This is a genomic window from Edaphobacter sp. 4G125, from assembly GCF_014274685.1.
GTDB lineage: Bacteria > Acidobacteriota > Terriglobia > Terriglobales > Acidobacteriaceae > Edaphobacter.
Genome location: NZ_CP060393.1, coordinates 2256867 through 2275244, shown reverse-complemented (window position 1 = coordinate 2275244; position 18378 = coordinate 2256867). Strand labels below are relative to the sequence as shown.

Genomic DNA, 18378 nt, shown 5'->3' with positions numbered 1-18378 from the left:
TCTCATTTCATGGGCAGGAATTCCTATTCTTTAGAACCCGAGCCATCAATAAGATGCAATCTCCTCTCTTCTGCCCGCATCTGATACTCTGAGCCACAGATACGACATGTCCTTCGTCTCTCCAGAAGATTTCGCCAAGCAGAAGATCACTGCCGTTCAGGAGTATTCCATACTCTCGTGGCAGGCGATCTCGGCTATGTTCTCCCGACCGCGCTACTGGGCGGATATCTTTACCCAGATGGACTCCATCGGCGTAGGCTCGATGCCCATCATCGTATTGACCGGCTTCTTCACCGGCTGCGTCCTTGCCCTACAATCGGCTACTTCCCTGAAGGCCTTCGGGGCCATCAGCATGACCGGCAACCTCGTCGCCCTCTCTATGGTCAAGGAGCTTGGCCCGGTGTTGACTGGCCTCATGGTCTCAGGGCGCAATGCTGCGGGCATGGCCTCTGAGCTGGGCTCCATGAAGGTGACCGAACAGATTGATGCGATGCGCGCGCTCGGCACAGATCCTATACGAAAGCTGGTTACTCCGCGCCTCTATGCCACCGTTTTTATGCTCCTCTTTCTTACGATCGTTGCCGATGCCGTAGGGATTGCTGGCGGAGCCTTGGTCAGCGTCACACTACTTGGCCTGAACGCTTCTTCTTATTTCCACACCTCCTATAGTTCGCTCCAATATGCCGACGTTGTACAGGGTTTGACCAAACCCCTCTTTTCCGCATTCATCATTGCAACTGTGGGCTGTTACTTCGGAATGAACACCAAGGGAGGGACACAGGGTGTTGGACGGTCGACGACCCAGGCAGTCGTCGTGTCGTCAGTCTTCATCATCATCGTAGACTTTATCGTCAGTCGAGCCATGATCGGCATCTTTGGCAGGTAAGGTATGGGAGAAGGTCTGCTTACGAATCACGATCCGCAGCAAGACCAGTTCGATGAGCACGATCCTATAGTTGTCTTCAAGGATGTATCGATTGCCTTCGACTTAAAACCGGTTCTTGAGAATATCTCCTTCACAGTTGGTCGCGGCGAGACCCGTATCATCCTTGGCCCTGCTGGCGGGGGAAAATCTGTCCTGATGAAGCTGGCAAACGGCCTCTTGCGCCCAGACTCCGGAAAGATTTTTGTCTTTGGCCAAGAGATTACTTCTTTGCCAGAACGCGATCTTTTCAAGCTTCGTGCAAGGATCGGAATGGTCTTCCAGGAATCCGCCCTCTTTGATTCGCTTTCTGTCGAAGATAACGTTGCCTATCGTCTGCATGAAGAGCATGTTCCCGTAGAGGAGGCTCACTCCCGGGTTGTAGAAGCACTGAAGTTTGTGGAACTCGAGCAGGCGATCCAGAAGTTTCCATCCGAACTTTCAGGAGGTATGCGTCGCCGTGTTTCTATTGCCCGCGCAATTATCTCCAGGCCGGATCTCATCCTCTACGATTCGCCTACCGGAGGACTCGACCCAATCACCTCGACCACAATCATCGAGCTCGTGATGAAGCAACGTGATGTCAGCCACACCACATCGCTTCTGATCACCCATCGATTACAGGATGCCTTCACTCTGGCGATGAACCGCTTCAACCCGGAAACTGGGCAGATGGAATCAATTCCAAACGGCGGTGTCGACGAAAGCACGAAATTCCTTGTGCTAAATGAAGGCCGAGTGATCTTCGATGGAACAACCCGCGAATTGGTTCACTCCAACGATCCCTGGCTTCGTGACTATCTTTCCTAACCCTGCTCTCTTCTCTTCCACTCTTCGTAGGAGATTCGCGGAATACTTATAAAGCTGTCGCGCGTTCGTACGTAGGCCCCGAGTCCATTCATTCTGCCGATTGCATGCAATTCTTCGGCTCGGATGTACGATCCAGCAGGATCGACATACCTGTCTTCCACATAGATAGAAACGACACGCCCCAGGACGATGCGGGAACGGCCAACCTCTAAAGTAGTATGCTCCCGGCATTCCAGAGCAGCGTGCGCTCGGGCAATCCGTGGCACTTTGACAAGTTCCGAAGGAACAGTTTCGAGCTTTGCCATTTCGAGTTCCGACACGCCCGCTGGAAAGTCCGTCGCGCAGATATTCATTTGTTCAGCGAGGTCTTCTGTTACAACATTGATCACGAATTCCCCCGTCCGGCGAATATTCCGCGCTGTATCTTTTGGGACGAAATCAACGGCCGGCCGGTCCGTAACTCCGATACCTACAATTGGAGGGTCAGTCGAAAAATAGTTATAGGCGCTGAACGGCGCGGCATTCAGAACACCGTTTTCATCCATACTTGTAACCAGCGCAATAGGACGAGGTGCGACCAAGCCGATCAAAAGGTTATAAATCTCGCGAGGTTTTGCCTTTTCTACTTCAAATCTCATAAATCCTCTTCTGCTGAGAAGAGTATCGCAAGCAGATGTGAAGATATGAGAAGAGATCTATGGACGAGAGGTCTTAGAGGAAGGCGTCGACGCCCCCGAGGTCGCAGGCAATGTATAGATCACCTCACCGGGGCGCGTGTAGTGGAGCTCCTCGCGCGCCTGATGCTCAATCGCGCTTGGATCATTCTGCAACCGCTCGACATGTCCTTTGAGCAACTCGTTTTCGTGCTGCAGCGTCTTCAACTGCTGGTCCAGCAATTTTGCGTCATGAGTCTTTCGTTCGTAGGAGATTAGACCATTCTGACCGAACACCACATGGTATCCAAGACCAATTGCGAGTGCTGCCGCTGCAACGGTCGCCCACCGGCGCCAACCACCTACGGCCCACAGAACCACATGCATCACCACGCCGTGATGGGAGTGCTGCGCGTCCTTTGTGCCTGTAATGGTCATCGTCTAGATAAGAGTACAGATTTCCAAGCTATAAACCTTCAAGAATTTGGCTTTTGGACATAGATATGTACCTAGTTTGTACTCAAAGTGGCCTCAACAAGAGTTTTCCGCATGTACTGGAAGGAATCCGATGCACGACGCTCCCGTGCTTGGTATCCTTCTCATGGTGCATATCCTTTTTGCTATCTCGATGCTTTGCGGTCTTGCCCTGGTCGGAGCAACGGTGGCTATCGTTCACCATATCCGTGCCAGCCAACGTAAGAACCACCACGAGCCTCCTCCTCCCCCCAGTTTTGAGGAGCATCTTAAAGCGGCAACCGAATATGGATCTCCGCGCTCAATGAGGGTGCGCTCGCATCAGACAGTACACTCTATTACCGCAAAAAAAGACCCTATTTCTCCCTCCCAGAAAGACGGACTCCACATCGTTCATCGCTCTTGCGAAACAAACTCGAACACGAGCCTTGAGCACCGAAACGATGTCCATGCCGATACCCTTCATGTAGTCTCTGGTTTACGGTCAGCTTCAGCCAAACGCTTTTAGCGTGAAAGGATTTTTATGCAATCTACCCTTTCTAATTCGGAATTTTCTCAAACTTCTTCTCGCGCTCTTCCTCAGTCCATACCTGGCCGTTTCGTGATTGCCTTTGCCGCTACACTCTTTGTCGGCGCATGCGCGCACATTTCGATCCCGTTGCCTTTCACCCCGGTTCCGCTGACACTTCAGAATTTTGCCGTCCTGCTCATAGGATTGATGCTAGGCCCAGTTACCGGCTTCTCTGTGCTTGCTCTGTACTTGGCAGAAGGAGCTATGGGGCTTCCCGTATTCAATCCGCAGGGGGTAGGTGGGCTCGCCCAGATTTTCGGGCCTACGGGCGGATACCTTCTCTCCTATCCCTTTGCAGCGGCCGTAGCCGGTTGGGCCTTTCGTTCCATTCGCTTCAGCTCCATCTATGTTCGTGCTGCCTTCGCTGGAGTTCTTGCCACATTCATCATCTTCAGCTGCGGATCACTCTGGTTGGCCCAGCTACTTCACCTCAGCGCATCCCACATCTGGACGATGGCGATTGCTCCCTTCCTTCCCGGCGAGATCGTCAAGGTTGCTGCCGCGGCAGGGCTTGCGACTTCGCTCCATCGCTGGCGCCGCGCCTGAAACTTCGATCTACCATTTCTAGAGACCAGCAGTGGCCTCCTTTCCATGTCGCTTTATAACTTTTGAGGAATCTCGCATCATGACCGCCCCGCAAGCCTCAGTTCAAGAGATCAACATTGCTCATAGTCCCGACTCCGATGATGCATTTATGTTTTATGGCCTAGCCACCAACAAGGTTCGGGTACCTGGCTACAAATTTACGCATGTGCTGACCGACATTGAAACCCTCAACCACAAGGCAATTAACGAGGCTTTTTACGATGTCACAGCGATCTCCTTCCACGCCTATCCCTACCTGCAGGACAACTACACGCTGATGGCCTGTGGAGGCAGCGTCGGAGAAGGATATGGCCCCATGATTGTCGCCAATCCCAAGCTCACCCTCGCTGAAGCGCAGAAGACCCGTATCGCGGTTCCTGGAACTCTTACGACCGCCTTCCTTGCGCTTCGGCTCTTCGCCCCGGATATCGAATATAGCGTGGTTCCTTTCGATAAAATCATCCCCTCTGTAGTCTCAGGAGAGTTCGACGCCGGCCTCATTATCCATGAAGGCCAACTCACCTATGCGAATGACGGTTTAATCAAGTTGCTCGACCTGGGCCAGTGGTGGCGTGAACAGACAGGGCTTCCTCTTCCGCTTGGCGGCAATGCCATCCGTCGTTCCCTCGGACAGGAGACGATGTTGATGGCAACCAACGCTCTGCGTGACAGCATTCAACATGCGCTGGACCATCGCGAAGAAGCCCTTGCGTATGCCATGCAATTCGCACGCGATCTCGACACAAACCTGGCGAACCGCTTCGTCGGAATGTATGTCAACGAACGCACCTTGAACTATGGCAAGGACGGACGCGAAGCCATCCGCAAGCTGCTGGAGATGGGGTACGACCGTGGAATCATTCCGCATCGCGCAAAAGTTGATTTTGTGGGCTAAAACGCAGCCTGCAGGCCACATTTAACCTGCAGGCTGTGTTATCCTTAACAAGTCAAGTGATCGCAGCCACCAACGGCTCTCATACGATGTTCCTCTCCCTGAGGAATTGCATAAATCCTGGACGCGTAGCTCAACTGGCAGAGCATTCGACTCTTAATCGACAGGTTGAAGGTTCGATTCCTTCCGCGTCCACCATCTAAAACCTCAACCAGCGAGCAGATACCGATTCAAATCGTCTGCCCCATACTCATCATTTTCCAAAACCTGGCCAAACGATTTTTACGCCGGTTGCGTTGATTGACGGCCTTCCGCAATGGTTCCAGCTCCTGACGTTGGATAACCGCAACTCTTACAATCATTCTTCGCTTTAGAGTTAGCTGAACTGTTGCTCGACGAACAGGTTGAATCGTCGGTTTCAGGGAGCCCTTCCCTCAGTCTTCCATCGCTTTGGATCACTCTGCTCTGCTATTGAATTCCGATAACGCCGTATAGCTGCTTTTAGATGGGTATCCATCGCTTCATGTGCTTTTTCTGGACGACGCGCAATGATCGCTGCAATGATATTGCGATGTTCTTTTACAGAAAGGGGGATGGCATTCTGTGTCTGCAGAACTCTTGACACGCCACGCTCGAGCTGCCCTTGGATCAGAGTAATCAAATCGAGAAGAAGTTTATTCTTCGAGCTTCTAGCCAGTGCGAGATGAAGTTCCAGATCTAAAGCAGCGAAGCGTTTGGGATCGCTGACAACATTCTCCATCTTCGCGATCAGATCTTCCAGGGTTTTGAGATCAGCCTCATCTGCATTAGTTGCTGCTGCCTCCGAACTGATGCCTTCCAGTGCGATACGCACTTGCATCAAATCTTCGATCTTATGCTGCTGCACACTCATCCGCCATTGCAGCACCGTCTCCAGAAACTTGTTTCCATCCATGGCGACGGAGGTCCCATCTCCTACACGGGCTGTGAGTACACCCATGATGGAAAGGCAGCGCAATGCCTCCCGCAACGACGAGCGTCCGGCGCCAAAGCGCAGACAGAGGTCTCTCTCTGACGGCAGGCGCTGCCCCGCCTTCAGCTCGCCGCTCGAAATCAGAGCGATGATCTGCTGAACAATGTTGTCGCTAATCGAGCTCCTGTGGATGGGCTTGAGTCTTATCTGGCTTGTCTTCTTAAGAGACGTCTGTGTGCGTTCCATCTTTTTCAAGGTACATGAGTCGTTGGGCAAAGCAAGATTAAAATCGCTTGACAATGGTCTGACAATATGACAACCTTCTCGATAATTTTTACATGAAGGACCAGTTCGTTTCTGTGCGAAAGCACCACATCTTGTACCGGGGAGTTCTGCCTCAATGAATATTGGTTTTCTAGGTCTGGGAATTATGGGGGCTCCGATGACACTGCGGCTCATTCAGGCAGGTCATCATCTGACGGTGTGGTCGCATAACCGCGAGAAGGTGACACGCTTTGCAAAAGCGAACGGTTGCGAGCTAGCGGACACGCCAGCAGAAGTCGCCCGGAACAGCGACGTCATCTTTCTCTGCGTGGGCAATACAGAGATGTCACGTGAGGTCATCCTTGGCGCAAGTGGCCTCATCAGGACCGCGCGGCCAGGCTCACTCATCGTCGATTGCAGCACGATCTCTCCGATGGTAAGCAAAGAAATCGCCGTGGAACTTGGCAGCAAACAGATTCGCTTTCTCGATGCGCCGTGTACAGGTTCAAAGGTCGGCGCTGAGACAGGAACGTTGTCGTTTATGGTCGGCGGTGACAAGGCCGTCTTCGAAGAGGCACGCCCCCTGCTTGAAGCAATGGGGCAGCGGCTTTATTACTGCGGAAAGCATGGAAAAGGTCTGCACGCCAAGGTGACGCAGAATCTGATCCTAGGAAATATCATTCAGGCCTTCAATGAAGGTCTTGTTCTCAGCACAAAGGGTGGAGTAGCCCCAGAGGTGATGATCGATATCATCAACAACACCGGAGCGAGATCAGGCTACGTGGCGGCAAAGGCCGAAACGGTACTGCGCGGAGATTTTTCGCCGACCTTCTCCGTGCGGTGGCTGGAAAAGGATCTTGCATTAGCGATCGCCGTGGGGGCCGAGCTGACCATACCTCTTCCAGTCACCGCCTCTTCACAGCAACAGCTTCGTTCGGCCATTGCAATGGGATATGGCGACGAAGACATCAGCGGCTCTATTCGTGCGCTGGAAGATGTCGCATTCTGCAAAGTTCGGCAGGCCGAGCTAATAGGCCCGGTTTAGCTCTTTCGAAAAGATGCTCGCCTTCGTAGGTATCGAACTCGAAAGTTCAATACCCGAGGGCATGAAATTACACCGTCATTGATCGTACGGAGGCACACATATATGTTCCGGACTCTCTCTCTCTCAGCCTTTGTTGCATTTTTCTTCTTTGGTTTTCTATCAACTCACCAGCTTCATGCTCAGAGCACGACAGCCTCGATGCTGGGTGTCGTGCATGATTCAAGCGGAGCTGTTATACCCGGCGCAGAGGTGACAGTTACCAATGCCGGCACGTCCTTCACGCGTACGATACCCACCGATAATGAGGGAGGTTATCTGTTCACAAACCTCCCCATCGGTGCCTATGAGCTTAGGGCAACGATGAATGGTTTTCAGACATTCGTGCAGACAGGCATCACGCTTGTGGTTAACCAGAATGCACGTGTCGACATCACGCTTTCACTAGGCGCCGCGTCACAGACAGTGCAGGTCGATGCGCAGGTCAATACCGTCGATACCCACTCTGCTGTCATGGGCGAGTTGGTTGACCGCGAACGCATTCAGGAGTTGCCCCTCAACGGACGCAACGCGATGCAGCTCGCTGCAGTAGTGCCGGGCGTGACCAACATTCTCGCAGCACCAACGGTACAGACGCAGAGCCGCAGCGGCCCCAGCATTACTGTAGCCGGAGGCCGCGATACGCAAAACGAGTTCCGTTTCGATGGAGCCTCGTGGAAAAACATTACGCAGAATACGGCCCTCAATCTTCCCAATCCTGATGCGCTGCAGGAGTTTCAGATCTTGACCTCCAGTCCCAGCGCCGAGTATGGCCGCAATTCGGGCGGGATCTTTATTGCTGTGACACGCGCCGGTACCAACAAGTTTCATGGTTCCGCCTATGACTACCTACGTAACACGGCGTTGAATGCGCGAAACTACTTTACCCGCCCGCCCAACAAGAAGCCAACCCTGATTCAGAACCAGTTTGGCGGCACGCTCGGTGGACCGATCATACGCAATAAACTCTTCGGCTTCTTCTCCTATCAGGGAACTCGCATTCACCAGACACAGATCCTTGCACCGTCATTCGTTCCCACGCAGGCGCAGCGCAATGGAATGTTCACCGATGCGTCGGGCAATCCTCTGATCATGCGTGACCCTATTCGTAACAGCGTCTATGTCGGTCAGATTCCAACGTCGGACTTTGACCCCACGGCCGTCCGCATCCTGAATCAGTTTGTTGCTTCCTCTCCCACAGGCTCCAACGTCTCCATCCAGGTCCCGAATCCGTCAGTGGATGATCAGTACGTCGGACGCGCCGACTACAACGTGACGCAAAAGGACTCTCTCTATGTCCGTTACTTCCGCGACAAAGGCACGCTGACGAATCAGGCTGGCACCTTCGCTCCCTACGCGACCAGCGATACCTCGCTCAGCCTGCAAAGCTGGGTTCTAGGCGCAACGCACGCCTTTTCCTCTTCCCTGCTGAACGAGCTTCGCCTCTCGGTAGCAAGAATCGATTCCAACGTAACCCAGAAGGATACTCGGCAGCTCTCCGATTTCGGCGCGAACTTTCCTGGTGTCATCTCACCGCAGCTGCCCAACATCAACATCAGCGGTTTTATCAATCTCAACGTAACCGACCTGTTCAACGAGCATGACAACATCTATCAGCTCGGCGATACGTTCCGGTGGACGCACGGTAAGCATTCCATCAGCGTCGGCGGCGAAATCGAACGGCTCGAGCTCTACAACTTCGGCTCTTCAGGCAACAACGGGACGTTTACCTTCAATGGAACCAGGACCGCTGGAACCGTTCCCAATCCGTCGAACCCCGGCTCGACGATTACAGTAACCGGCAACGCATTCGCCGATTTCCTCATTGGCCGTCCGGCAACTCTTCTGCAGGCCAGCCCATACCATCGCAACGCGAAGACCTGGGATGGCTACGCATTTGTGCAAGACGACTATCGCCTGACCGACCGTGTCACCCTCAACCTCGGTCTGCGCTACTCCATCTTCCAGCCCTTCGGCATTACGGGAAATCGTACGAATACATTTCGCGCCGGGCAACAATCGACCGTCGTTCCTTCAGCTCCGCTCGGGATGGTATTTCCCGGGGACAGAAATATTCAGAATGGACTGGTGGCGACTAACTATACCAACATAGCTCCTCGTATTGGCGTTGCATACGATCCGCTCGGCAATGGACGTATGAGCATTCGCGCCGCTTACGGCCTGTTCTTTGAAGATCTTCGCTCCGACATCTTCACATATGCAGCCGTCAATCAGCCCTTTGTGATCTCGAACACTCTCAACGTGCCTTCTAGCCTCACGGATCCATACCGCGGCACGGTCGACCCCTTCCCTTATACCTACAATCCTTCCAACCCGCGCTTCACCTTTCCCATGAGCCTCTTCACGGTTCTTGCTCCAACGCTGAACTCGCCTTATGTACACAACATCAGCGCTTCCATTCAACAGGAGATCTTCGGCGGTATGCAGTTCAACATCGGTTATGTGGGCAAGCTGGAACACGGGCTCGTGCGCATGACTCAGGCCAACCCCGCCGTCTACGGCCCCGGCGCGACCTTGGCAAATACCGATGCGCGGCGCCCGCTGCTGCCAGGAACCTACGCGAGTGTTCGCGTTATCTGTATGTGTTCACCGGCAACCTATCACTCTATGCAGACCTCGCTTTCGAAGAACTACTCCAACGGACTCACCTTCAAGCTGGCCTATACCTGGGGCAAACTGCTCGATCAATACTCCGCAACAAACCTCGGGCAGTTCCCGCAAGATCCTGCTAATCCTGCCGCCGACCGCGCGCGCTCCGACTTCGACCGCCGTAGCGTCTTCTCCGGCTCCATCGTCTACCAGATTCCCTTCTACAAGAACGCCAATCCTGTTCTTCGCCAGGTCTTTTCCAACTGGTCCGTCAACAGCCTAATTCAGATGTCGAGCGGCTTGCCTTTCAATGTAGTCACTGGACGCGACGCATCCTTAACGGGCGTTGGTTATGATCGCCCGAACGTTGTCGGCAATCCACAGAGATCCAGCTACAGCAACCATGCGGACAAGCTGGCGCAATTCTTTAATAAGAGCGCCTATGTAGCGAACAACCCAGGACAGTATGGCAACTCCGGACGCAACTCGCTCAGCGGCCCTGGTCTGCAGAATGTAAACCTCTCCCTTGTAAGAAGCTTCCCACTCGGAGAGAGATACGGAAAGGTACAGTTCCGCTCAGAGTTCTTCAATGCGCTGAACCACGCTAACTTCGGCCAGCCCGACAGCAACTTCAATAACTTCTCCACTAGCTTTGCCTCCATTCGCTCGGCAAGCGACCCCCGTATTATGCAATTTGCATTGCGTTACCAGTTCTAATAACAACTACGTTTCTATGGAGAAAGAAATCAAAATGATGACTCGTAGAGAGTTCCTGCAGACTTCGGCCGCGATGACCGCCTTTGCGATGGCTTCGCCGGGTGGCGCGTCCCCCCTCTCTCCCTTGGGTGCCGAGTGGTTTGATCGCCCTATGCGCTGGGCGCAGCTAAACCTGAGCGAAGACGACGTCGCCAAAATGGACCGGGCGTACTGGCTGGATTTCTTTCGCAGGATTCATGCCGATGCACTCTGTCTTTCTGCAGGTGGTGTGGTGGCGTTCTATCCCACGAAGATTAAGTATCAGCACCGCAGCAAGTGGCTCGAAGGACATGAGGATTTCTGGACAGTGATGCTTGAGGGCTGCCGCAAGCAAGACATGGTCGTGCTTGCGCGTACCGATCCCCATGCCACCTATGATGATGTCGCAGAGGCTCATCCCGACTGGATTTCCGTTGGGCCCGATGGCAAGAAACGGCCTCATCCGGACTATCCCGGCATGTGGCTCACCTGCACCCTCGGACCATACAATCTCGACTTCATGACAGAGGTTACGCAGGAGATCGTCGAGATGTACGACGTGGATGGCATCTTCGCAAACCGCTGGACTGGCAATGGCATGTGCTACTGCGAGCACTGTCGTCAGGATTTTCGGGCAGCCTACAGTCAGGATCTTCCGCTAGAGCGCAATCCGCGCAATCCGGTCTATCGCAACTATCTTAAGTGGGAACAGGCACGTCGCTTCGAGATATGGGAGAAGTGGGATGGCGTCATTCGTAAAGTTCGGCCGAACGCCCGTTACATCGCAAACTCCGGCGGAGGCGCGACAAGCGGTCTGAACATGAAGAAAGTTGGCGAGCTTGCGCCTACGCTCTTTGCAGATCGACAGTGCCGCGAACGCGTCATGGTGCCGTGGGCAAACGGAAAGAATGGCAAGGAGTATCGCTCCACCCTGGGCAACAAGGCCATTGGCGGCATCTTCAACGTCGGCATCGTCTCTCCCTATCGATGGCTCAACTCAACCAAGAGCCCTGCCGAAACTCGCCTCTGGGTACAGGACGGCATGGCCAACGGGTTGCGTCCGTGGTTCAACATGGTCTCCGGCCAGTTGCACGATAAGCGCGGCCAGAAGGTCATCGAAGATCTCTACGTCTGGCACTACAAGAACGAGAAATACTTCCGCAACACCTCTCCTGTAGCCAGAATCGGCATCGTCTACTCCCAGCAGACCGCGGAGTTCTATGCAGGTGCCGCGGATATGCACCGCCTCGTCGAAGACCCCCAGTTGGGCTTCTATCAGGCTCTTATCGAAGCTCGAATTCCATTCGAAATGGTGCACGAGCTCAACTTGGATGCTGCCAACCTGAGCCGCTTCAAGACCCTCATTCTACCTAATATCGCCGCGCTCTCCGATCAACAATGCCAGCAATTGCGCGACTATGTGCAGAAGGGAGGCAGTCTCGTAGCAACCTATGAGACTTCTCTTTACGACGAGCAGGGTAATCCCAGGAAAGACTTCGCTCTGGCTGATCTCTTCGGAGCATCGTTCGTTTCTCGCGCAAACGGCAAGACCGCTTTGCAAAACACCTATCTCTATCCTGAAAAGTCCAGTCCTTTGTATGGATCGATGCTTAAGGGTCTTGAAGATGCGGACACGATCATCGGCGGAACATGGCAGCTCAATGTAAAGTCGCATGATGAAGCAGGCAAACAGCCTCTCCTGCGTATTCCGGCAGTAGCAAATCTTCCAATGGAAAAGACCTTCTGGACCCTCGACAAAACCGATGCTCCTGAGGTCTTCATGAACCAAATCGGCGCCGGAAGAGTCGTCTACTTCCCGTGGGATATCGATCGCGTGTACTGGGAAGTCATGGCCTACGATCATGCGCTTCTCCTGCTCAACGCCATCAACTGGGTCAATAACGAGCCTCATCCTCTTCGCGTGCAGGGACAGGGAATGTTCGATGCAACAGTATGGCTGCAGAAGGATTCCATGACCGTGCATCTGGTCAATCTCACAAATCCCATGGCCATGCGCCCTCAGATGCACGAGTTGATCGCCTCGCCACCGCAGGATGTAGAGGTGGAGATCCCTAAGGGCAAGCGAGTCGAGAAGGTTCACGCACTGATGAAGACAGGTGCAGTACAACATACTGTTAATGGAAGCACTCTGAAATTCCACGTCCCATCTGTCCTGGACTATGAGGTCATCGCCATTGATCTTGTTTAATATCAGCCTCGCACGCAACGTAAGCCTGTCGATATGCAGAAGCCATCTCTAAAAGCCGTAGGACTCGGCCTGATTCCCTTCATCGGTATGTGCTTCACCGTGCCCTTGTGGGACCGGGTAACCCCGATGATCTTCGGGTTACCCTTCAACCTCTTCTGGCTCATTGCCTGGATTGCTATTAGCAGTCTCTGTATCACTGTAGCCAATTCAGTCGAAGAAAACCGCGATCGAGATTAGCGATATGACTCATACCGTCGTAGCCATGAGCATCATCTTCTTTATTGTCTTCGCAGGAACGCTTGTGGGGCTTCGAGCAAGCGTCGGCCAGACAAAGAGCCTGGAAGAATGGTCCGTTGCGGGCCGCAGCCTGGGATTTGTCTTCGTATGGCTTCTTATGGCCGGCGAGCTTTACACCACGTTTGCGTTTCTAGGGGCAAGCGGATGGGCTTATTCGCGCGGGGGGCCGGCGCTCTACATCATGGCCTACATCACCCTGGGCTACGTGATCTCGTTCTTCATCCTGCCATACATATGGTACCTGGGACGCAAGCATGGTCTGCAAACTCAGTCGGATTTTTTTGAAAGGAGATATAACAGTAAGCCGCTATCGATCTTTACCTCTCTCACCGGCGTACTGTTCATCATTCCCTACCTGCAGATTCAACTCGCCGGCCTCGGCATCATCGTGCAGGTATGCAGCTTCGATCAGATCCCTCGGGATCTTTCCATTCTGATTGCCGTCATAATTGTGGCCTGCTTCGTTTTTCTGGGGGGAATGCGCGCAGTTGCGTGGGTTTCCGTCGTCAAAGACTTTCTGATGATTGTTGCTGCGCTAGCCATCGGAATCTACATCCCCTATCACTACTTTGGTGGGATAACTCCCCTGTTCCATCAACTCGCTACCACGCATCCCACGCATCTGACCATGCCTAGCGCAACAAAGGTCATGGGGCACTCCTGGTTCATATCCACGGTCCTGCTCAGCGCATGTGGCTTCTATATGTGGCCACACACCTTTGGCTCCGCGTTTACAGCTAAAAGCAGCGAGACTCTGCGCCGCAACGCGATCATTACACCTCTTTACACGGCGAGTCTGGTCTTCATCTTCATCGCAGGTTTCTCCGCGGTTCTGCTGATTCCGGATCTCACCAACCCCGATATGTCTCTGTTGGTGCTTGCCCGCAGAGTTTTCCCTGCCTGGTTCCTCGGGGTAATCGGCGGAGCAGGTGCCCTGACCGCCATGGTTCCGGCAGCAATCATCATTCTTACGTCATCGACCCTCTTTGCGAAGAATGTCTACCGCCCTCTCTTCTCGCCTCAAATGAATGAACAGAGCGTTGCGCGGCTCGCGAAGCTAATGGTGCTGGTCCTCGCCTCCATCAGCTTTTACCTCGCTCTGCATAATTCAACAACTCTGGTCGCACTTCTGCTATTGGGCTATGCTGGCGTTTCGCAGTTCTTTCCTGCTGTCGTCTTTGGGTTATTCTGGCCTCGTGTAACAACTATCGGCGTTGCCAGTGGACTCATCATTGGCCTCATCTCGGTCTCGATACTCATGCTCTCGCATAACGATCCCTTCCACGGAATCAACGCCGGGTTCCTCTCCCTACTCCTGAATGTATTCTTTACCTGGATGATAAGTCTGCTCACGCCACCGCAGACGAATCCGTTACCCCTGAATGAAGTCTCATAGACTACGGCAGAAGATGAGAACATCAAAAATCGCAAAGATATCAATCAAATCTATTGATAACGCTCGGGCCGAAATAGAACCCCTGTGCTGTCGATCGAGACTATCGGTTGGTGCATATTAGATCTGCTGTCCACCGTACTCCTTACGCTAGCGATTAGTACGTCTGCTCTGTAATCTCAGCTGCCTTCCCTGTCGTCTTTCCATTCTCAACTGCCACTTTCACCTGTCGAAGCAGATTCACTACCTGCTCGGACGCATAACGTCTCCTTGCTATTTCCCAACTCCTTTGTCCTGTCTCTACGATTGCAACTGGTACAAAGCATATCGGGCAAACCACACTCCCATCCATCCTTCTGTAATAGTTGAAGCGATATTTCTTGCCGATCTAGCGTTCAGAGCATTACGATCCAACCTGTTCCAATTTAAAGCTCCAAAGAGAAAGTGTTTGGATCATGTACGTCATTACTGCCTTGAAAAAACTTCGTAATATTTTCTTTACATATAGAAAATTGACTAAATGCAGTACCTGCAATCAGAGAATTGGAGACAATGAATCCTGCCAGGAATGCCAAGATCACAATGCAGATATGAGGAGTTTTTCGATGTAAAAGCATTACGGCATCTTCGGAAGAGATCGTTCTGCACGTAGATCTCGGGATATAGCAGGTGCATCTCTGATACGAGACCATCCGAGATGGGCAACCAACTTCGTCACAACCCTAAGGAGGACAGCGTTTACCCTCTCGCTCAATCAAATTAATAGTTGTTTGGGGACATTGGACAGCTCTGACAGCTTTTGTTGACTCAGCCTATTCGATGCGGGGCGACTCTCATCTCTCTTTGTTTTACTGTCAAAAAATCAGGTCCTCTCATCGATCATGCGAAAGACTTCAGAGAGAACCTGATTTCAAAATGCTCGCCTACAAAGGGCGCAATCATGGCAGCAAGGTAATCAGAGATCCCCCTGCTTCAGTTGACGGACGGCATAATCGGAGGCACGCGCAGTCATCGCCATATAAGTCAGCGATGGATTCTGGCAAGCTGATGACACCATAAAGGAGCCGTCGGTAATGAAGAGGTTCTTTATATCGTGCGCTTGGTTCCAAGAGTTCAGCACCGAGGTCTTCGGGTCGCGTCCCATACGGGCACTGCCCATTTCGTGGATACTTTCGCCGGGCTGCGAGGGCGTTGTGGACAGAGTAATGTCCTTGGCCCCAGCTGCTTCGAGCATTTCGGCAGCTGTAGCGGTCGCATCCTTGAAGATCGCCAACTCATTCTCACGCCACTTGTGGCTGATTCTCAGCGTGGGAATACCCCAGGCGTCGAGCTTGTCCTTGTTCAACTCCATGCGGTTGTCTGGATGCGGCAGGCATTCGCCGAAACCGCCAAAGCTAAACCGCCATGGTCCAGGTTCACGCAATTTATGCTTGAAGTCGACGCCGAAGCCTGACATTTCGCTGCCGCGACCCCAGTCTTCGCGTCCCCCGCCGCCCTGGAAGCCGTAACCACGCACGAAGTCCGGGTGCTTATCCTTAACATTGCGGAAGCGTGGCATGTAAATACCGTTGGGACGGTTGCCGATCTGCTGCCGGTCCTCATGCCCTAGCATGAGGCCACTGGCACCGCTGTGGAAGATGTGATCCATCAAATTGCGTCCCAGCTGGCCGCTTGAGTTGGCCAGGCCGGTCGAAAACTCTGGCGTTGCCGAGTTCATCAGGATCCTCGCTGACTCCAACGTTGAAGCGCACAGGAAGACTACCTTGGAATGAAACTCCAGTGTCTCTTTTGTCTTGGCGTCGATCACGCGTACACCCGTGATACGCCGCGTCTTCCTGTCGAAGGCCAGGCTTTGTACGACGCTGTAGGGGCGCAGCGTCATCTTACCAGTGGCTTCGGCCGCGGGCAGCGTGGAGTGGATGCTGCTGAAGTACGACCGCGTGATGCAGCCACGAGCGCAGGGGCCACAGTAGTGGCAGGCAGCGCGCCCGCGATGCGGTACGGTGAGAATGGCGGTACGCCCGATGGTCAGACGGCGGTCAGGGAACTTCTGCGCTACAACATCACGCATGGCAATCTCGGCGCAGTTCATCTCCATAGGCGGAAGAAACTTGCCGTCGGGAAGCTGCGGTAGCCCTTCGGCCTGTCCGCTGACACCGATGAAGTCTTCGACGTAGTCGTACCAGGGTTCGATATCCTTGTAACGGATGGGCCAATCAACGCCGTGGCCGTCTTTGATATTGGCTTCAAAGTCGAGGTCGCTCCAGCGATAGCTCTGCCGCCCCCACATAACAGAACGTCCGCCGAGGTGGCGTCCGCGCAGAAACAGGTATGGCTGGTCAGGCGGCGTTGTGTAGGGATTTTCGAGGTCGTCGACGAAGAACTTGGAATTCCACTCGTCTGCGATGTGCTGTTGCATCGGCTGGTGTACCTTCATGTACTGCCGATCGCGCATGCCCCGGAATTTCACATCCCACGTAGGCACGTGCTCCACGTAGTCGCGTTCCGGCACGATCAATTCACCGGCTTCGAGTACAAGTGTCTGGAGGCCTTTTTCAGTCAGTTCCTTGGCGGCCCATCCACCGCTGATGCCTGAACCGATGACGATCGCGTCATAAGTGTTGGTCTTATTGGTCAGTACATTCATCGAGTCACCTCCGACAAAGGAGCGCAGCCGGAGTGACCGGACGGGATAATTGACTTACCGAGTTCTTTTTCAAAGCCGATCTCTGAGGTGTAGTAGCCGGTCAATGTCAACTTCTTGAATTGATAGAAGAAGTTGACCGGCGGATGCTTCGCCTCCTGCTGCTCTGGCTTCTGCATGTCCGGTAATGCAGCCATCTGCGAACTCCTCTGGGGATTTCGCTGCTCGGCCTTCTGCTTCTTCGTAAATTCCATCGCGGCATCGTCCAGCTGCTTTAGTAGCTCTGTCTGCTGTTCCAACTTACAGTTGACGAAATCCGCGGCAAACATCTTTTGGCTGCGCTGATCTACATCGGCTAGCCCTGCCAGAAACTGGCGAGTCTCGGTGGGTTCAAACCATTCCGTAAGCAGCAGGTCGATGAACTCGTTCACCCTGGCTCCCTTTGCGCCAGGCGTATCCGTCTCAGGAATAATCAGCTCAGCGAGGGTCGTGACCGTAGCATTTTGATGTGGATTAAAGGTTCTGAGTCCGGTTGAGGCCGCCACCTGCGCGCTTGCCTGCTGCAAAATCGCTAGCGCCTCCTGAGGTAAGGCAGAGATAGCTGCGGCCGTCCCCAGCAGCTTCAGAACATCACGTCGTTGCATGAAATCTCCTTATCATCAGTATTGACCCTCCACCTGCAATAGGTCGAATCTTCTGCCCCGCCGGATCACCTCTGTGAGAGGCTTCCCTAATCTGGGCTTGTTTTAGAGTACAGAAAAAATCGCCACCTCATTTATCTACACCCATAACTCACCTCGACTATTTCTTGTTTACATCTTCCTCACACTCTCGAAGCATCCAAGAGAGGTAGAGCTAATGTCTTTAGGAAGATTTTCGTCAGACATCTCGATGCACGAAGGTAGTAGGTTTTATCCCCTACCTTGGAGATGTAGAGCTATCCCCATATTTTTGATACGTTTACGCCATGCGTGAATTTCATCCACCAAACCCCCGGGTTGTGGCAGCCATCACCGCTGTCTCTTGGCTTGTGATCTGGGTCGCAGCTTTAGTGACCTTGACCTGGAATGGATCAGACGGAATCCCATTTGCGCATACACTGGCCTGGCTTTTCGCTATTGGATCCCCGCTTATCGCGTGGACGCAATTCAAGAGATAAACTTGCCCTGAAGAGTATCGACTTTTTTCCTTACTTCGTAGGCCATCCGTCTTATCCCGCGCTTACTGATCGAGATTGTTTCATGCCATGATGTTTGGGAAGGGATCGCATCTGCTCCGATGTATTT

General features: G+C 53.2%; 14 protein-coding genes and 1 tRNA gene. 10 read left to right on the top strand and 5 right to left on the bottom strand.

The features are described 5' to 3' along the window. Positions 1-106 precede the first annotated feature (106 nt). Together H7846_RS09525 and H7846_RS09520 are read left to right on the top strand one after the other, a co-directional pair. Positions 107-886 (top strand): MlaE family ABC transporter permease, encoded by a 780-nt coding sequence (locus tag H7846_RS09525; protein WP_186691706.1) that lies wholly within the window; start codon positions 107-109, stop codon positions 884-886. Between the two features lie 3 nt (positions 887-889). Then, positions 890-1732 carry an ABC transporter ATP-binding protein gene (locus H7846_RS09520; protein WP_186691705.1) on the top strand — a complete coding sequence of 281 codons (843 nt, stop codon included), beginning with the start codon at positions 890-892 and terminating at the stop codon, positions 1730-1732. Here the strand turns inward: H7846_RS09520 and H7846_RS09515 are convergent. Continuing rightward, entirely contained in the window at positions 1729-2370 is a 642-nt protein-coding gene (locus H7846_RS09515) for a flavin reductase family protein (protein WP_186691704.1), read from the bottom strand. The genes H7846_RS09520 and H7846_RS09515 overlap by 4 nt on opposite strands. Positions 2371-2427: 57 nt before the next feature. Continuing rightward, a complete protein-coding gene (locus H7846_RS09510; RefSeq protein ID WP_186691703.1) occupies positions 2428-2823 on the bottom strand; it encodes an FtsB family cell division protein in 396 nt (131 codons plus the stop codon). A gap of 559 nt (positions 2824-3382) precedes the next feature. On the opposite strand from H7846_RS09510, the gene H7846_RS09505 reads away from it, so the two are divergent. The 3 genes from H7846_RS09505 (at position 3383) to H7846_RS09495 (ending at position 5105) form a co-directional block, all read left to right on the top strand. Next, positions 3383-3976 carry a biotin transporter BioY gene (locus H7846_RS09505; protein WP_186691701.1) on the top strand — a complete coding sequence of 198 codons (594 nt, stop codon included), beginning with the start codon at positions 3383-3385 and terminating at the stop codon, positions 3974-3976. 79 nt (positions 3977-4055) lie between these two features. After that, a complete protein-coding gene (locus H7846_RS09500; RefSeq protein ID WP_186691699.1) occupies positions 4056-4910 on the top strand; it encodes a menaquinone biosynthesis family protein in 855 nt (284 codons plus the stop codon). 119 nt (positions 4911-5029) lie between these two features. After that, positions 5030-5105, top strand: a tRNA-Lys gene (locus tag H7846_RS09495). A 220-nt stretch (positions 5106-5325) separates the two neighbouring features. Here the strand turns inward: H7846_RS09495 and H7846_RS09490 are convergent. Further along, positions 5326-6105 (bottom strand): FadR/GntR family transcriptional regulator, encoded by a 780-nt coding sequence (locus H7846_RS09490; RefSeq protein WP_186691697.1) that lies wholly within the window; start codon positions 6103-6105, stop codon positions 5326-5328. A 154-nt stretch (positions 6106-6259) separates the two neighbouring features. Between H7846_RS09490 and H7846_RS09485 the strand changes: the two genes are divergently transcribed. From H7846_RS09485 to H7846_RS09465, 5 genes are all read left to right on the top strand, one after another. Then, complete coding sequence (locus tag H7846_RS09485) at positions 6260-7168, top strand: NAD(P)-dependent oxidoreductase (RefSeq protein WP_186691696.1); 909 nt, start codon at positions 6260-6262, stop codon at positions 7166-7168. A 102-nt stretch (positions 7169-7270) separates the two neighbouring features. Next, positions 7271-10531, top strand: a complete 3261-nt coding sequence (locus tag H7846_RS09480; protein ID WP_186691694.1) for a TonB-dependent receptor — start codon at positions 7271-7273, stop codon at positions 10529-10531. Positions 10532-10565: 34 nt separating this feature from the next. Beyond that, positions 10566-12758: an alpha-amylase family protein gene (locus H7846_RS09475; RefSeq protein ID WP_186691692.1), complete on the top strand. Its 2193-nt coding sequence runs from the start codon at positions 10566-10568 to the stop codon at positions 12756-12758. Between the two features lie 33 nt (positions 12759-12791). Beyond that, positions 12792-12995, top strand: coding sequence for a DUF3311 domain-containing protein (locus H7846_RS09470; protein ID WP_186691690.1), 204 nt, complete (start codon positions 12792-12794; stop codon positions 12993-12995). A gap of 4 nt (positions 12996-12999) precedes the next feature. After that, positions 13000-14451 (top strand): sodium:solute symporter family protein, encoded by a 1452-nt coding sequence (locus H7846_RS09465; RefSeq protein ID WP_186691688.1) that lies wholly within the window; start codon positions 13000-13002, stop codon positions 14449-14451. Positions 14452-15403: 952 nt separating this feature from the next. On the opposite strand, the gene H7846_RS09460 is transcribed toward H7846_RS09465, so the two are convergent. Both H7846_RS09460 and H7846_RS09455 read right to left on the bottom strand, forming a co-directional pair. Then, positions 15404-17095, bottom strand: a complete 1692-nt coding sequence (locus H7846_RS09460; RefSeq protein ID WP_186691686.1) for a GMC oxidoreductase — start codon at positions 17093-17095, stop codon at positions 15404-15406. Beyond that, on the bottom strand, positions 17092-17736 hold the full coding sequence (locus tag H7846_RS09455; RefSeq protein ID WP_186691684.1) for a gluconate 2-dehydrogenase subunit 3 family protein: 645 nt from the start codon (positions 17734-17736) through the stop codon (positions 17092-17094). The genes H7846_RS09460 and H7846_RS09455 overlap by 4 nt, the downstream gene beginning before the upstream one ends. Positions 17737-18378 lie beyond the last annotated feature (642 nt).

Bases quoted from the DNA above. Each gene is read 5' to 3' on its own strand.
- H7846_RS09525 (WP_186691706.1), top strand. From the start codon at position 107: ATGTCCTTCGTCTCTCCAGAAGATTTCGCCAAGCAGAAGATCACTGCC.
- H7846_RS09520 (WP_186691705.1), top strand. From the start codon at position 890: ATGGGAGAAGGTCTGCTTACGAATCACGATCCGCAGCAAGACCAGTTC.
- H7846_RS09515 (WP_186691704.1), bottom strand. From the start codon at position 2,370: ATGAGATTTGAAGTAGAAAAGGCAAAACCTCGCGAGATTTATAACCTT.
- H7846_RS09510 (WP_186691703.1), bottom strand. From the start codon at position 2,823: ATGACCATTACAGGCACAAAGGACGCGCAGCACTCCCATCACGGCGTG.
- H7846_RS09505 (WP_186691701.1), top strand. From the start codon at position 3,383: ATGCAATCTACCCTTTCTAATTCGGAATTTTCTCAAACTTCTTCTCGC.
- H7846_RS09500 (WP_186691699.1), top strand. From the start codon at position 4,056: ATGACCGCCCCGCAAGCCTCAGTTCAAGAGATCAACATTGCTCATAGT.
- H7846_RS09490 (WP_186691697.1), bottom strand. From the start codon at position 6,105: ATGGAACGCACACAGACGTCTCTTAAGAAGACAAGCCAGATAAGACTC.
- H7846_RS09485 (WP_186691696.1), top strand. From the start codon at position 6,260: ATGAATATTGGTTTTCTAGGTCTGGGAATTATGGGGGCTCCGATGACA.
- H7846_RS09480 (WP_186691694.1), top strand. From the start codon at position 7,271: ATGTTCCGGACTCTCTCTCTCTCAGCCTTTGTTGCATTTTTCTTCTTT.
- H7846_RS09475 (WP_186691692.1), top strand. From the start codon at position 10,566: ATGATGACTCGTAGAGAGTTCCTGCAGACTTCGGCCGCGATGACCGCC.
- H7846_RS09470 (WP_186691690.1), top strand. From the start codon at position 12,792: ATGCAGAAGCCATCTCTAAAAGCCGTAGGACTCGGCCTGATTCCCTTC.
- H7846_RS09465 (WP_186691688.1), top strand. From the start codon at position 13,000: ATGACTCATACCGTCGTAGCCATGAGCATCATCTTCTTTATTGTCTTC.
- H7846_RS09460 (WP_186691686.1), bottom strand. From the start codon at position 17,095: ATGAATGTACTGACCAATAAGACCAACACTTATGACGCGATCGTCATC.
- H7846_RS09455 (WP_186691684.1), bottom strand. From the start codon at position 17,736: ATGCAACGACGTGATGTTCTGAAGCTGCTGGGGACGGCCGCAGCTATC.